The organism is Georgenia thermotolerans (assembly GCF_009193185.1).
Taxonomy (GTDB): Bacteria; Actinomycetota; Actinomycetes; order Actinomycetales; family Actinomycetaceae; genus Georgenia; species Georgenia thermotolerans.
The window spans coordinates 26,365-41,724 of sequence record NZ_VUKF01000001.1 but is presented as its reverse complement, the minus strand read 5'-3'; the positions used below and the strand labels follow the sequence as shown (position 1 = coordinate 41,724).

Here is a 15,360-nt window from a genome sequence, read left to right as displayed (position 1 = left end):
CGGGCCGGTCGGGGGCCGGCTCACCCGGACGGGTCGCCGGTGTGCGGCCGCGGCCCTCCGGTCTCCCCGCCCGTGCGGAGGAGGGGCCGGGCAAGGCTGGGGCGCCCCTCCCCGCGAGGAGGGCGGTCAGACGCGGTGGGACCGCATCGCGGCCCTGATGCGGTCGCGCGCCCCCTCGAGATGGCGGCGCATGGCCGCCTCGGCGGCGGCGGCGTCGTGCGCCCGGCACGCCTCGAGGATCTCGGTGTGCTCGGCGCGGCTGCGGTCCTTCTCGCCGCCGGAGGCGGCGAAGCGGTAGCGGTCGCTGTTCTGCCAGACCGGCTCGATCGCCCGCTGGAGCCACCGGGAGCCGGCCCCCTGGTAGAGGAGGAAGTGGAACTCCGTGTGGGCGGTGCGGGCCCGGTCGAGGTCCCCGGCGTCCATAGCGGCGTTGTGCCGGGCGAGGGCGTCGGCCGCCCGCTCGAGGTGGGCGTCGTCGACGGACTCGGCGGCCGCGGCGACGGCGAGCGGCTCGAGGAGGAGCCGGACCCGGTAGGTGTCCTCGAGGTCCTCCACCGAGGTCTCGGCGACCCGGGCCCCGCGGTGCGGGGTGATCTCGACGAGGCCTAGCGCATCCAGGCGGCGCAGCGCCTCCCGCACCGGCATGGAGCTGGTGCCGAAGCGGTCGGCGAGGTCGCGGATGGGCAGGGCGGCCCCGGGCTCGAGGTCACCCATGATGATGAGCCGGTGGATCTCGACCGTGACGCGGTCCGCCATCGTCCGGTGGATCCCGGCGGGGCCGTCGGGGGAGAGCTCGAACAGGTCGTGGTCGGTGGACGTCATGGTGTTCGGAACCTTCGCGCGGGACGGACCCGGGTTGCCGGGCGTGCACCGAGTGTACCGATGTGTGATCACGGACGGCGGGGCCGCGGGAAGCCGCGAGCAGAGGCCTCCGGCCGAAAAGCCGCACGCCGGTGCCACGACGGAGCAGGATGGGCGGGACACGCGTATCTGATCCTCTTGACATGTGATCACAGATTCGCGATGCTTCCCGCCATTCGAGTCGACGACGACGACCGAGCCCTCGGGCTCGAGAGGAAGGTCCCCTTCATGATTCTTCCGCCCTTCCGGTACGTCCGGCCGCAGAGCGCCGGGCATGCCGCCACCCTTCTGCGCGAGGTGCCCGGCTCGGCCGTGCTGGCCGGCGGGCAGACGCTGATCAACGCCCTCAAGCTCGATCTGGTCTCGCCGTCGGCGCTGATCGACGTGCACGCCCTCGAGGAGCTGCGCGGCGTCTCGCGATCCGCCGACGGTGTGCGCATCGGCGCCGCGACGACGTACGCGGAGCTGGCCGCCGGTCCCCTCGTCAACGAGGTGGCCCCGGCCGTGGCAGAGATGGCCGCCGGCCTGGTGGACCGCCAGGTCCGCAACCGGGGCACGATCGGCGGGAACGTCTCGCTGAACGACCCCACGAACAACTTCCCGCCGCTGCTCTCGGCCCTCGGCGCCGCGTTCGAGGTCATCGTCGACGACGGCACGGCCACCCTGCCCGCCGCGGACTTCTTCCGCGGCGCCCTGTGCACCGCGGTGACGGGCGGCGGGCTGCTCGTCGCCGTGCACGTGCCCGCGCTGCCGGCGACGGACGTCCTGGTCCACCGCCACATGCAGCTCGCCCGGGACTCCTGGGCGCTGGCCCGGGTGGTGGTGCGAGCCGGCGTCAGCGGCGGCACGCTCGCCGACCCGCGCGTCTTCCTCGGCGCGGTGCCCGGCTCCCCGGTGCGCCTGCCCGCGGTGGAGGCAGCCCTCGCCGGGCGCCCGGCCGCCGCCGAGACCGTCACGGCGGCCCTGAAGGCGTTCGACACCGAGCCGTTCGAGACCATCTCCGACACCCACGGCAGCGCCCAGTACCGGCGCGCGATGGCCAAGGTGCAGCTGCGCCGCGCCCTGGTCGCCCTCACCGAGAAGGAGCAGGCATGAGCCAGCAGACCACGGCGGACCTGCTCACCGGTCCGGACCTCCACACCATCACCGTCACCGTCGACGGCGAGACGCGCACGGGCGTCGTCCCCTCCCGCAAGCTGCTCGTGCACTGGCTGCGCGACGACCTCGACCGACGCGGCCCGAAGATCGGCTGCGACACGGGCAACTGCGGCGCCTGCACCGTCCGCTGGGACGGCAAGCTGGCGAAGTCCTGCATGATCCTGGCCGTCCAGGCCGACGGCTCCGAGGTCGAGACCGCCGCGTCGCTCGCCGCTGAGGACGGCACCCTGAACGACCTGCAGCAGAAGTTCAAGGAGCACCACGCCCTCCAGTGCGGCTACTGCACCTCCGGGTTCCTCATGACCGCCACCGACTTCCTCGAGTCGGGTGAAGAGGTCACCAACGAGTCGGTGCGCCGGGCCCTGAAGGGCAACATCTGCCGCTGCACCGGCTACGAGAACATCGTCAACGCCGTCTGCGCCGCCGGCGGGGCCGACGCCCCGCTGCCGCACGGCCGGCACACCGAGGCCGAGGAGGCGCGGGCATGACCATCACCTCCACGACGGCGACCGCCAAGGAGAAGTACGAGGGCCAGGCGATCCTCCGCCGCGAGGACGACCGCCTCCTGCGTGCCGAGGGCGAGTTCGCCGACGACACCCCCACCTACCGCCTCGCCTACGTCCAGTTCGTCCGGTCCCCCTACGCCCACGCCCGCATCACGAAGATCGACGTCTCCGGCGCCGCACTGGTCGAGGGCTTCGTCGGCACGCTGACCCCGCAGGACGTCGAGGAGCTCAGCGACCCCTTCATCGAGTACCAGGCCGGCCCCGGCGCGGCCGAGGTCGACCGGCCCCTGGCCAGCGGCGGCAAGGTCCGGTACGTCGGCGAGCCCGTGGTCGCCGTCGCCGCCGACTCCCGCGAGGCGGCCCGCGACGCCGCCGCCGCCGTCGTGGTGGAGTACGAGCCGCTGCCCGTCGTCGTCGACGCCCGCGACGCCGTGCGGCCCGAGGCACCGGTGCTCCACGAGGGCATCGGCTCGAACGTCTCCTGGCAGGGCGACTTCGACTTCGGCGACATCGACTTCGCCCTGGAGAACGCCGACCACGTCATCGAGGTCGACGAGCTGCACTTCCACCGCTTCTCCCCGACGCCGCTGGAGACCTTCGTCGTCTCGGTCGACTACGACGCGGGCATGGACACTTTCACGATCCAGAGCGGGTGCGCCCAGCCGCAGCTGACGCTGCTGATGATCTCCAAGGCGCTGCGTCACCCCGTGGAGAAGATCCGCCTGCTGAGCAAGGACATCGGCGGCTCCTTCGGCGTCAAGGTCGGGATGTTCATCCCCATGGTCGCCCTGGCGCTCATGGCCCGGAAGTTCCGCCGGCCCGTGCGCTGGACCCAGACGCGCTCCGAGGCGCACATGGAGGGCGGCCACTCCAACGAGCGCACCTTCACCAACCTCAAGATCGCCGTGCAGAACGACGGCACCGTCCTCGGCGTGACCTACGACGCCCTGGACGACCACGGCGCCTACACCCGCTACGAGCCGCTCGGCGCCCCGATCTGGTCCCAGGTGGCCAACGCCTGCTACCAGATCAAGCACCTGCGGGTGAACTGGAAGTCGGTGTACACCAACAAGGGCCCGACCCTGCCGGTGCGCGGCTACTCCCGCATGCAGCACCTGTGGGCGATGGAGCGCCTGTTCGACATCGCCGCCACCAAGCTCGGACTCGACCCGGTGGAGTTCCGGCTGAAGAACTACATCCAGCCCGAGCAGTATCCCTACACCACCGTCAACGAGTGCGTGTACGACTCGGGCAACCTCCCGCTCAGCCTGCGCAAGGTGCTCGAGCTCATCGACTACGAGGACGCCCGGCGCCTGCAAGCGGCCGCCGTGGGCACCGGCAAGCGGATCGGCATCGGCATCGGGTCCACGCTCGACTCGGGGACCAACAACTTCGGCCAGTCGCGCTACATCAACCCCAACTCCGGGATGAGCGGCAACACCGAGGCCGGGCTGGTGCGCATGGGCTCGGACGGCTCCGTCTATGTCGTCACCGGCGGCGTGGCCTACGGCCAGGGGCACGAGACCACGATGGCTCAGGTCGTCGCGGACATGCTGGGCCTGCGGCCCGAGGACCTCATCACCCACCGGGGCGGGGACTCGCTGCTGGGCGCGCAGACCGGCTTCTCCGGCTCCTACGCCTCCCAGTTCGTCGTCACCGGCATCGGGGCGCTGATCGACGCGACCAACAAGCTCGTCCGCGAGATCAAGCTCGTGGCCGGCTCCCAGCTGGGCGCTACCCCCGACGAGCTCGTCCTCGAGGACGGCATGGTCAAGGTCGCCGGCGACCCGGACCGGCAAATGCCCATCCAGGCGGTGGGCTGGCTGGTTCACATGTCTCCGGCGGAGCTGCCTCGCGAGCTGGCCGAGACCGTCACCCTGGTCGGCCGCGGCGTGTACAACGCCCCCTTCACCGTGCCGGACATCGAGACGAAGAAGGGCAACCTCACCCTCACGTACTCCACCCAGGTCCACGCGGCCGTCGTGGAGATCGACGAGGAGACCGGTCAGGTGACGGTGCTGCGGTACGGGATGGTCGACGACTGCGGCAATCCCATCAACCCGATGCTCATCCAGGGCCAGGTGCACGGCGCCACGGCGCACGGCCTGTCCGCGGCGCTCTTCGAGAACTTCCACTACACGCCGGACGGGCAGCTGCTCGGCGCGAACTTCTACGACTACCACGCCGCCACCTCCTACGACATGCCGACGTTGCGCTACGACAACGTCGTCAGCCCCTCGCCGTTCACGCCCACCGGCGCCAAGGGCATGGGCGAGGGCGGCGGCGCTCCCCAGCACACCCTCGGCGCCGCGGTGCAGGACGCGCTGCGCGACACGGGCATGGTCCTCGACAGCCACATCCCCTCCGAGGTGGTCCTCGACCTTCTCGCCGGGGCCAACTCCGCCAAGGTCAAGGTGATCCGATGAAGCTCGCCGGCACGTTCGACACCCCCGCCGGGCCCGACGCGCTGCGGTCGCTCGCCGCCTCGCCCGAGGTGCTCGCCGGCGTCCCGGCCTTCCGGGACGTCGAGGTCACCGAGGACGGCACGCTCCGGGTGGAGTACTACCCGGTCATCTCCCTCGGCCCGATCCGGTTCGCGACGACGATCACCCCCGGGCGGGTCACCGACTCCTCCGCGGCGGTCGCCGTGCGTGCCACCCGGGGCAGCAACCTCGTCGACGCCGACCTCCTGCTGAGCTTCGAGCCCGCCGCCGGCGGCTCGACGGTGCGCTGGGAGGCCGACGTCCTCCTCGGCGGCACCGCCGCCAGCGTGGGCCAGCGCGTGGGCGCCGAGATCGTCGCCCGAGCCATCTGCGACGTCCTCCAGGCGGCCGCCGCCGCCAGCACGCGCGGCTGAGCCCGGTCGGCGCGGCCGCGTGCCGACCGGCACGCGGGGCCGGACCGCCGGTCGCCCCCCCGCCCTCGCGGCGGCCGTACGCCGGCCGCCGCGGTCAGGCGTGCCCTCCCACCCTTCCAGCACCATCAGGAGACCCCGATGACCCAGACGACCCAGACCGGGCTGCAGCGCCCGATGCTCACCGACACCGGCCTGAAGCTCGGCCTGTTCAGCGCGAACTGCTCCGGCGGGTTCGCCGTGACCAAGATCGAGGAGCGCTGGAGCGCCAGCTGGGACGACAACGAGCGGATGGCGGTCCTCGCCGACGAGGTGGGCATCGACTTCCTGCTGCCGATCGCCCGGTGGATCGGCTACGGCGGCGAGACGAACTTCCACGGCGGCGTCCTCGAGACCATCACGTGGGCGGCAGGGCTGCTCGCCAAGACCAAGAACATCACCATCTTCTCCACCGTCCACACCGCCTTCAACCACCCGATCGTCGTCGCCAAGCAGCTGGCCACCATCGACCAGCTCAGCCACGGCCGCGCGGGGCTGAACGTCGTCGCTGGCTGGAACCAGCCCGAGTACGAGATCTTCGGGGTGGACCTGCCCACCGAGCACGACGACCGCTACGCAATGGCCCAGGAGTGGTTCGACCTCATCGAGCGCATCTGGAGCGAGGACGAGCCGTTCGACCACCAGGGCCGGTTCTTCCAGGGCAAGCACATCTACGGCAACCCCAAGCCGTTCGCGGGCCGCATGCCCATCCTCAACGCCGGCTCCTCCGGGCAGGGGCGGGAGTTCGGCGCCCGCAACGCCGACTACGTCTTCACCAACGTCTTCGGGCCCGACGACGGCGCCGGGGTGGTCGAGAAGCTCACCAGCCACGCCCGCGAGGCCTACGGCCGCAAGTTCGGCGTGTTCACGCCCAGCCACGTGGTCTGCCGCCCCACCCGCGGGGAGGCCGAGGAGTTCCTGCGCTACTACGCCGAGGAGAACGCCGACTGGTCCGCCGTCGACAACCTCATGCGCCTGCAGAACCTGCACGCCAAGTCCTTCACCCCGGAGATGCTGGCCACCTACCGGTCGCGCTTCGCCGCCGGGCACGGCTCCGTCCCGCTGTACGGCACGCCCGACGACGTCGCCGACGAGCTCGAGCGCTACTACCGGGCCGGTTTCTCCGGCCTGACCCTCGCGTTCGTCGACTACGTCTCCGAGCTCGAGTACTTCGCCCAGGAGGTCCTCCCGCGCCTGGAGCGCAAGGGCGTGCGGAAGCCGCGATGAGCCGCCCCGTCGTCGTCGTGGTGGGGAACCCCCGGGCCGGCTCGCGCACCGCCGCGGCGGCGGCCGCGCTGGGCCGGCGGGTGGCCGGTGACGGCGAGGTCCGCGTCGTCGAGCTCGCCGACCTCGCCGGGGAGCTCTTCGACCCTTCCTCGCCCGGGGTCGCCGCGGCCGTGGAGGCCGTGCGCGAGGCCGCCGCCCTCGTCGTCGCCTCGCCCACGTACAAGGCCACCTACACCGGGCTGCTCAAGGCGTTCCTCGACCGGTTCGGCGCCGACGCGCTGCTCGGCATCCCCACCGTGCCGCTCATGGTGGCCGGCGCCCCGCACCACGCCCTCGCCGTCGAGACCTCCCTGCGCCCGGTGCTCGTGGAGATCGGCGCGAGCATGCCCACCCGCGGGGTGTTCGTGCTCGACGCCGACCTGGCCGACCCGGACGCCGCCCTCGAGGCCTGGTGCGCCACGCACCTGGCCGTGCTGCGTCCCGCCCTCGCCGCCCGGCGGGCCGGGTGAGCGCGCCGGCCCAGGCTCCCGACGCCGTCGTCGTCGGCGCCGGGGTCAACGGCATGGTCGCGGCGGCCGTTCTGGCCCGCGCGGGCTGGGACGTGGTGCTCATCGACCGCAACGAGCGGATCGGGGGCTTCATCGCCTCCGGCGAGGCCACCACGCCGGGGTACGTCGACGACCTGTACTCCTCCTGGCACCCGCTCTTCGTCACCTCCCCGGCCTTCGCCGAGCTCGGCGCGGACCTGGCCCGGCACGGCCTGAGCTACCGCAACACCGAGGGCTCGGTCACGGCCAGCGTGGGCGACGGCGGGCGCGTCACGGTCGCCCACCGGGACCCCGAGGCCACCGCCAGCGGCCTCACCGACCCGGCCGACCGGAGCGCATACCTGGCCATGGTGGAGGGCTTCGCCGCCCGCGCCGGCCACGTCGGGGCGCTCATGGGCGCGGACCTGCGCTCCGTGGGCGGCGTCCGGGCGGCCCTCGGCCTCGGCGGTCGGCTCGGCCTGCGCGGGACCGAGCACCTGGCCCGGGACCTGCTCGCCTCGGGCCGGTCCTGGGCGGCCCGGTCCTTCCGTGGCCCGGAGGTCGACCACCTGTGGGTGCCGTGGCTGCTGCACGCCGGCCTGTCCCCGGACAGCGCCTCGGGCGGGTTCATGCTGCCGGTCTTCGCGGCCTCGACCCACCTGGCCGGACTGCCGGTGGTGGAGGGCGGCGCCGGGAACTTCGTGGCCGCGTTCGAGGGGCTGCTCGCCGAGCTCGGCGTGCGGGTGATGACCGGCACGTCGGTCGACCGGATCCTCGTCAGGGGCGGGCGGGCCGTGGGCGTGTCAGCCGGCGGACGGCGCATCCCCGCCCGGCGAGCGGTGCTGGCGTCCGTCTCCCCGCAGGCCCTCTACGGCCGGCTGCTCGGAGACGCCGCACCCCCGCGGCACCGCGCGGCCGCCGGCTCCTACCGGCCCGGCCGGGCGGCGATGCACGTCCACGTCACCCTCGACCGGCCCCTGGCCTGGACCGACGAGCGGCTGGCCGACGTCCCCCTCGTGCACGTCAGCGACGGATCGGCGTCGACCGGCATCGCCTGCGCCGAGGCGGAGGCGGGCCTGCTCCCCAGGAGGCCCACCGTCGTCGTGGGGCGTCAGCACCTGCTCGACCACTCCCGGGTGCCGCCCGGCGCCGGCGCGCTGTGGCTGCAGCTGCAGGAGGTGCCCTTCGCACCGGTGGGCGACGCCGCCGGTCAGCTGCGCACCGACGGCGGCTGGACCGCGGCGCTGGCGCGGGCCTACGCCGAGCGGGTCCTCCAGCGGGTGGCCGCCCACGCGCCGAACCTCGACGCCGCGATCCGCGACGTGCGGGTGACCACCCCGCTCGACCTGGTCGCGCGCAACCCGAACGCGGTGGCGGGCGACCCCTACGGCGGCTCGGCCGAGCTCGACCAGAACCTGTGGTGGCGGCCCTTCCCCGACGGTGCGGGCCGCACCGGCGTGGACGCCCTCGTGCACATCGGCGCCGCCGTCCATCCCGGGCCGGGCCTGGGCGCAGGCTCGGGATACCGGGCCGCCACCCGGCTCGTCCGGCGCACCGACCGGCCGGCCATCCACCGCCCCGGCCCCCGTCCCGGCCCCGCCCCGCGGGGCCCACGCAAGGAGGAGAAGTGACCAACCTCGAACGCCCGGTGGCCGTCGTCGGCGGCGGCCCGGTCGGGCTCGTGACCGCCATCGGCCTGGCCCACTACGGGGTGCCCGTCGTCGTCTTCGAGGAGGACGACCGCCTCTCGCTGGACACCAAGGCGGGGACGATCCTCACCCGCACCCTGGAGGTGCTCCACCGCTACGGGGCGCTGGACGACGTGATGCGCGCCGCCGTGCGGGTCGACGAGATCGGGGAGCTGGACCGGGCCACAAACGCCTCCACGCTCTCCGTGCGCACCGGCGACCTCACCGAGGACACCCGCTACCCCTTCGTCATCAACATCCCCCAGCACGAGCTCGAGCCGCTCCTGCGCGACGCGCTCGAGCGCAAGGCCCCCGGCGCGCTGCGCATGGGGCACCGGCTGCGCGACTTCACCGACCACGGCGACGGCGTCTCGCTGGTCCTCGACGGCCCGGCGGGGGAGGTCCGCGAGGAGGTCAGCTACGTGCTGGGCTGCGACGGCGGCCGGTCGACCATCCGCGAGCAGCTCGGCATCACGGTGGAGGGCAAGACCCTCGAGGAGCGGTACACCCTCGTCGACCTCAAGGTCGACCTCGACCTGGCCAACCCGCGCGACTACCCGTACCTGGCCTACTTCGGCGACCCGCAGGAGTGGATGGTGCTGGTGCGCCAGCCCCACTGCTGGCGCTTCCTCTTCCCCCTCGCGCCCGGCCGCCCCGAACCCAGCCGGGAGGAGTTCGCCGAGAAGGTCGCCCGCTTCATCGGCGAGACCGACAGCATGGAGATCCTGGGCACCAACATCTACAGCGTCCACCACCGGGTGGCCGAGACGTGGAACGTGGGCCGGGTCTTCCTCATGGGTGACGCCGCGCACCTCATCACCCCCATGTGGGCGCTGGGCCTCAACACCGGGATCCTCGACGCCTCCAACCTGCCCTGGCGCCTCGCGTGGCTCTTCCGCGGCTGGGCCGACGAGACCGTGCTGGGCGGGTACGAGCGGGAGCAGGCGCCGGTGGCGATCCAGGGGTCCGGCGCGCTGGCCGAGGCGGCGCGGGCGAACATGGGCCGCCGCGCCGACGGCGTCTCCGCCATGGGGGAGGGGAACTGGGGCAACGCCTTCACCCGGGCCCTGCTCGGCGTCCGCCTCGACGTCGACGGCGACGGCGACTGGTCGATGGTCAAGTCCGGCGACGCACCGCTGCCGGTGGTCGCGGGGGACCGGGCACCCGACCTGCCGGTCTTCGGTCCCGAGGGCCTCGTCCACCTGCACGACCTGTGCGCGGACTCCTTCGTGGCGCTGCACTTCGCCGACGCCCGGCGCCAGCCGTCCATCCCGCGCCCGACCGTGGCGGGCCTGCGCCACTACGTCGTCAGCCGGTGGGACGCGCCGCACGACTCCGGCCTGCGCGACCGGGCGCTGTTCGACCCCGCCGACCGGCTGCGCCGCCGCTTCGGGCTGGGGGAGGACGCCGTCGTGCTCCTGCGCCCCGACGCCCACGTCGCGGCGATCCTGCCGCTGGGCCGCGCGGAGGAGATCACCGCCCGGTACGCGGACGTCGTCGGTGCGCCCGCGCTGACCCGCGCCTGAGGAGAATCCTTAACCATTCCGTGACCTCAGCCCCTGTCATATCTGTGATCACAGTGGCAAGATCAGCCATCACGACCGCGCACCGATGCGCCGTCCCTGTCCCTCCCAGGGTCCTTCGACCCCCAACCGAAACTCGGTGGTGACATGTCCCTCCCCCGCCTCTCTGTCCCGCTCGCCGGCCTCGCCGGGGCGGCCCTGCTCCTGTCCGGCTGCGTCTCCAGCGCCCCCACGGGCGGGGACGCGGCGACCGACGACGCCTCGACCTCGGCCTCCGCCGGCGGCAAGGTCACCATCGGCGTGGTCATGGCCAGCTCCGGATTCATGGGTCCGATCGACACCCCGCCGCTCAACGCCATGAAGCTCGAGGCGGACCGCCTCAACGCCGACGGCGGCATCGGCGGCCAGGAGGTCGAGCTGAAGGTCATCGACACCGGCACGAACCTCGACCGGTACGCCTCCGCCGCCACGGAGCTCATCGGTGGCGGCGCGAAGGCGCTCGTGGTCACCTGCGACTACGACGTCTCCTCGCCCGCCGCCCTCGTGGCCGAGTCCGAGAACGTCCTGAGCATCGCCCCGTGCATCGGCGACCCGATCTACGGTCCGGCCGGCGGCCTGAAGAACGGCTTCTCGATGGGCAGCGGGACGCCGGGCGAGGCGACCGTCCAGGCCGAGTTCGCCTACGAGCAGGGCTGGACCAGCGCCGTCCTGCTGACCGACACCACGCTGAAGTACACGCAGAACCAGTGCGAGATCTTCGAGAAGCGGTTCACCGAGCTCGGCGGCACGATCATCGCCAAGTACGACTACCAGCAGGGCGACTCTGTCCGCGAGACGGTCTCCTCCGTGGCCGCGGGCGAGGCGCCCGCCGTCATCGCCAACTGCGGCTACTCCCCGGGCGGCGCGACGGTCGCCAAGGAGATGCGCGACGGCGGCGTCACCGCCCCGATCATCTCCGGCTTCGGCATGGACGGCGACTTCTGGACCGGCGGCATCCCCGGCCTGAGCGACTACTACATCGTCACCTACGCCGCGAAGAACGGCGACGACCCCGAGCCCGCCGTGAACGAGGCGGCCGACGCCTACGAGAAGGCGTACGGCGAGCGGCCCTCCGTCGGCGCGTTCGTCGCGGGGCCCTCGACCCTTCAGGCCATCAAGGCGGCCTACGAGAAGGCCGGCAGCTGGGACGGCGACAAGCTCACCACCGCGCTGGAGACCATGGGCCCGCTGGACCTGCTCGCTGGCCCCACCGAGTTCTCGACGGACCTGCACATCTCGGTCGAGCGCCCCATGCGGGTGCTGGTCGTTAAGGACGGCAAGCTCGCCTTCGTGGAGGAGCGCGCCCCCGAGAAGGTGACCTTCGCCGGATGAGCGCGCAGGCAGCCATGACCGACACGCTCGCGGCCAGCGGCATCACCCGGTCCTTCCGCGGGGTCAAGGCGCTCTCCGGCGTCGACCTCGCGGTGACCCGGGGGGCCGTGCTGGGCCTCATCGGCCCCAACGGGGCGGGGAAGTCGACGCTGGTGAACATCATCAGCGGCTACGACCGCCCCGACACCGGGACCGTCACGATGGACGGCACGGACGTGACCCGCACCGACGCGCGCACCAAGGCGCGGTCGGGGCTGGCCCGCACCTTCCAGCACGGGCACACCTACCACGGGCTGTCGGTGCGCGAGAACATCGAGGTGGCTGCCCTCGGCACCGGCCGGCGGCGGGCGGAGGCCCGCCGCCGGGCGGAGGAGCTGATGGAGCGGCTCGGCATCGCCGACCGCGCCAACCAGATGGCCGCCACCCTCCCGCACGGCACCGAACGGCGCCTCGGCGTCGCCCGGGCGCTCGCCGTGGAACCGCGCTACCTCCTGCTCGACGAGCCCGCGGCCGGCCTCAACGAGGGCGAGATCGGGGAGTTCGGCGAGGTGGTGCGCTCCATCGCGGCCGCCGGGACGGGCGTGCTGCTCATCGACCACAACATCCGCCTCATCATGGCCGTCTGCGACCTGATCCACGTCGTCGTCCAGGGGAAGAGCTTCCTCGAAGGCACGCCCGCGGAGGTCCAGGGCAGCGAGTCCCTGGCCGAGGCCTACCTGGGAAGGAGCGGACGTGTCCACGACGCCGCCTGACCCCGCCCTCGAGGTGGACCGCCTGGAGGTTCGCTACAGCGGCGTCCCCGCGGTGAAGGGCATCTCCTTCACCGTGGGGCGCGGCGAGACGGTGGGCCTCATCGGGCCCAACGGCGCCGGGAAGTCCTCCACGCTCCAGGCGCTGATGGGCGCCGTCCGCTGCACGGGCGACGTGCGCCTCGGCGGCGCGGACATCACCGGGCTGGCCCCGGAGACCGTGATCCGCCGGGGCCTGGCCCTGGTGCCCGAGGGGCGGCACATCTTCGGGGACCTCTCCGTGCGCAACAACCTGCGCCTGGGCCTGGTCGGCCGGCGGGACCGCGCCGGCGCCGCCGAGGACCTCGAGGCCGTCCTGGAGCTCTTCCCGATCCTGCGCGAGTTCGCGGACCGGACGGCCGGGCTGCTCTCCGGCGGCCAGCAGCAGCAGCTGGCGATCGGCCGGGCGCTCCTGGCCCGGCCCGACGTCCTCATGCTCGACGAGCCGTCCCTCGGGCTCTCGCCCACGGCGGTCGACACGGTCTTCGAGGCCCTCGAGACCGTGCGCGCCCAGGGCACCGCCGTGCTCGTCGTCGAGCAGCGCGCCGAGTTCACCATCGCCTTCGCCGACCGCACCTACGTGCTGCACGACGGCGAGATCACCCTCGAGCTCACGCCCGAGGCCGCCGACGACGAAGCCCTCCTCACGAAGGCCTACTTCGGATCATGACCAACGTCCAAGCACTCATCGACGCCATCTCCAACGGCGCCCTCTACGGGCTCGCCGCGCTGGGCATCGGCCTCGTCTTCGGCGTCATGCGCCTGGCCAACTTCGCGCACGGCGAGCTCATCACGATCGCCGCCTACACGCTGGTGCTCACCTGGCACCTCGGGCCGTGGGTCGCGCTCCCGCTGGCGCTGGTCGCCTCCGTCGTGCTCGCCCTGCTGCTGGAGTTCGCCGTCTTCCGGCGGATGCGCCGCGCCAACCCCGCGACCCTGCTCATCGCCAGCTTCGGGCTCAGCTTCCTGCTCCAGCGCGTCTACGAGATCGCCTTCGGCAACAACGTCCGCACCGCTCCGGTGGCGCCGGCGCTGGCACGCTCGGTCGAGATCGGCGGCATGCGGGTGCAGATGCTCTCGCTCGTGACGATCCTCGCGGCGGCGATCCTGCTCCTCGCCCTGCACCAGTTCCTCAACCGCTCGAGCCTGGGTCTCCAGGTCCAGGCGGCGTCGGCCGACTTCGCCACCGCGCGGCTGCTCGGGGTCCGGGCGAACAAGGTCATCGCGCTGACGTTCGGCATCAGCGGAGCGCTGGCCGCCGTGGTCGCGTTCGTCCTCACGGTGCAGACCGGTGCGGTCGCCCCCACCTTCGGCGTGAACATCACGGTGCTCGCGCTCATCGGCGCCGTCATCGGCGGGATCGACAAGCTCGGGACCTCGCTGGTGGGCGGCTTCCTGGTCGGCTTCGCCAGCTCGGCCCTGACCACGTACCTGCCGAGCGAGGCGGTGAACTTCCGGAACGCCTTCGTCTTCGCGGTCGTCATGGTGATCCTCATCCTCAAGCCGTCCGGCCTGCTGGTCCGCGGCCCCGTCCTGGAGCGCGCATGAACACCGACACCTCCGGCGGGCACGCTCCCGCCCGCCCCGGCCTCGGGACCCGGCTCGTCGCCCTCGCCGGCCCGCTCGTGGTCGTCTACGTCTGGATCCTCCTGGCGAGCCTCATGGGCGGCGCCCTGCCGGTCCAGGCCGAGTACGCGCTGGTCAACCTCGTCATCGTGGTCGGCCTGCAGATCTTCATCGGCAACTCCGGGGTGCTCTCCTTCGGGCACGTGGCCTTCGTCGCCGTCGGAGCTTGGATCTTCGGGCTCATGGTCATCGACCCGGTGCTCAAGGCCAACCTCCTCTCCAACGCCTTCCCGGTCCTCATCGACACCCAGCTCCCACTCGGCACGGCAGTCGTACTCGCGCTGATCGGCGGCGGCGTCTTCGCCGCCGTGGTCGCCCCGTTCCTCATGCGCGCCAACGGCCTCCAGGCCGGCATCGCCACCTTCGCCCTGCTGCTGATGGTGGGGCAGGTGCTGACCTACTGGACGAAGATCGCCCCGCCCAGCGGGCAGTCCATGGTCGGCATCCCCAACTCCCTCGGGCTGCAGCAGCTGCTCTTCTTCGCCCTCGCGGCCATCGTCGTCTCCTGGCTCTACCAGCAGACCCGCAGCGCCCGCCTGCTTCGCGCGAGCCGGGAGTCCCTCATCGCCGCGCCGGCGTCGGGCGTGAACGTCACCTGGCACCGGATCGTTGCGTTCGCGCTCTCCGGGGCGGTCGCCGGGCTCGGCGGGGCCCTGTGGGCGGAGACCAACCGCGTCGTGCAGGCCTCCCAGCTCGGGATCGAGTTCACCTTCACCCTCATCGCCATGCTGGTCCTCGGTGGTCGCCAGAGCCTGTGGGGCGCCGTGGTCGGCACCATCACGTATTCGGTCCTCGACTCCGCCCTCCAGCTCTTCCAGGGCGGCGTCGTCCTCGGGCCCGTCATCGTCACGGTTCCCGAGGGCGCCCGGCTCATCGTCCTCGGCGCCGTCCTCGTCCTCGTGCTGCTCCTGCGCCCCGAGGGCATCACCGGCGGGCGGGAGTTCGCCCTGCGCCGGCCCTGGGACCGGCTCGCCGGGCGGGGGAGAGTGCGGACCGGACGCCCGGCGTCGATTCCTGCGGAGACGTCGGCGTCGCAGGACACGGCTGCCGACGCGCCCCTGGAAGGCGCTGCACGGGGCGGCCGCACCGACGACGTCCCGGCCTGAGGCGGGGTGGGCGGCACGCCGGCCGGCCACGGCGCCGGTCGTGCGAACAGGGGTGCCACGCCGGCACGCTCCGGCGGTGCGGCGCT

General features: G+C 72.8%; 14 protein-coding genes. 13 read left to right on the top strand and 1 reads right to left on the bottom strand.

What is annotated here, in order from left to right:
- Positions 1 to 126: 126 nt before the first annotated feature.
- On the bottom strand, positions 127 to 822 hold the full coding sequence (locus GD970_RS00205) for a GntR family transcriptional regulator (RefSeq protein WP_152199351.1): 696 nt from the start codon (positions 820 to 822) through the stop codon (positions 127 to 129).
- A gap of 267 nt (positions 823 to 1,089) precedes the next feature.
- On the opposite strand from GD970_RS00205, the gene GD970_RS00200 reads away from it, so the two are divergent.
- From GD970_RS00200 to GD970_RS00140, 13 genes are all read left to right on the top strand, one after another.
- On the top strand, positions 1,090 to 1,956 hold the full coding sequence (locus GD970_RS00200) for an FAD binding domain-containing protein (RefSeq protein WP_170297130.1): 867 nt from the start codon (positions 1,090 to 1,092) through the stop codon (positions 1,954 to 1,956).
- Entirely contained in the window at positions 1,953 to 2,507 is a 555-nt protein-coding gene (locus GD970_RS00195; protein ID WP_152199347.1) for a (2Fe-2S)-binding protein, read from the top strand. The genes GD970_RS00200 and GD970_RS00195 overlap by 4 nt, the downstream gene beginning before the upstream one ends.
- On the top strand, positions 2,504 to 4,951 hold the full coding sequence (locus tag GD970_RS00190) for a xanthine dehydrogenase family protein molybdopterin-binding subunit (RefSeq protein ID WP_152199345.1): 2,448 nt from the start codon (positions 2,504 to 2,506) through the stop codon (positions 4,949 to 4,951). Before GD970_RS00195 ends, GD970_RS00190 begins: the two co-directional genes overlap by 4 nt.
- Positions 4,948 to 5,382: a CoxG family protein gene (locus GD970_RS00185; RefSeq protein ID WP_152199343.1), complete on the top strand. Its 435-nt coding sequence runs from the start codon at positions 4,948 to 4,950 to the stop codon at positions 5,380 to 5,382. Before GD970_RS00190 ends, GD970_RS00185 begins: the two co-directional genes overlap by 4 nt.
- A 138-nt stretch (positions 5,383 to 5,520) precedes the next feature.
- Positions 5,521 to 6,645 (top strand): LLM class flavin-dependent oxidoreductase, encoded by a 1,125-nt coding sequence (locus GD970_RS00180; RefSeq protein WP_226925025.1) that lies wholly within the window; start codon positions 5,521 to 5,523, stop codon positions 6,643 to 6,645.
- Positions 6,642 to 7,154, top strand: coding sequence for an NADPH-dependent FMN reductase (locus GD970_RS00175; protein ID WP_152199340.1), 513 nt, complete (start codon positions 6,642 to 6,644; stop codon positions 7,152 to 7,154). Before GD970_RS00180 ends, GD970_RS00175 begins: the two co-directional genes overlap by 4 nt.
- The gene (locus GD970_RS00170; RefSeq protein ID WP_152199337.1) at positions 7,151 to 8,803 is read left to right on the top strand and encodes a phytoene desaturase family protein; all 1,653 of its coding nucleotides are present in this window, start codon (positions 7,151 to 7,153) and stop codon (positions 8,801 to 8,803) included. The genes GD970_RS00175 and GD970_RS00170 overlap by 4 nt, the downstream gene beginning before the upstream one ends.
- A complete protein-coding gene (locus GD970_RS00165; RefSeq protein ID WP_211489621.1) occupies positions 8,800 to 10,386 on the top strand; it encodes an FAD-dependent monooxygenase in 1,587 nt (528 codons plus the stop codon). Before GD970_RS00170 ends, GD970_RS00165 begins: the two co-directional genes overlap by 4 nt.
- Before the next feature lie 144 nt (positions 10,387 to 10,530).
- Positions 10,531 to 11,754 carry an ABC transporter substrate-binding protein gene (locus GD970_RS00160; RefSeq protein ID WP_152199334.1) on the top strand — a complete coding sequence of 408 codons (1,224 nt, stop codon included), beginning with the start codon at positions 10,531 to 10,533 and terminating at the stop codon, positions 11,752 to 11,754.
- Entirely contained in the window at positions 11,751 to 12,506 is a 756-nt protein-coding gene (locus GD970_RS00155) for an ABC transporter ATP-binding protein (RefSeq protein WP_152199332.1), read from the top strand. The genes GD970_RS00160 and GD970_RS00155 overlap by 4 nt, the downstream gene beginning before the upstream one ends.
- Entirely contained in the window at positions 12,487 to 13,212 is a 726-nt protein-coding gene (locus tag GD970_RS00150; protein WP_211489620.1) for an ABC transporter ATP-binding protein, read from the top strand. Before GD970_RS00155 ends, GD970_RS00150 begins: the two co-directional genes overlap by 20 nt.
- Entirely contained in the window at positions 13,209 to 14,090 is an 882-nt protein-coding gene (locus tag GD970_RS00145) for a branched-chain amino acid ABC transporter permease (RefSeq protein ID WP_152199329.1), read from the top strand. The genes GD970_RS00150 and GD970_RS00145 overlap by 4 nt, the downstream gene beginning before the upstream one ends.
- On the top strand, positions 14,087 to 15,274 hold the full coding sequence (locus tag GD970_RS00140) for a branched-chain amino acid ABC transporter permease (protein WP_152199327.1): 1,188 nt from the start codon (positions 14,087 to 14,089) through the stop codon (positions 15,272 to 15,274). Before GD970_RS00145 ends, GD970_RS00140 begins: the two co-directional genes overlap by 4 nt.
- Positions 15,275 to 15,360: the final 86 nt, after the last annotated feature.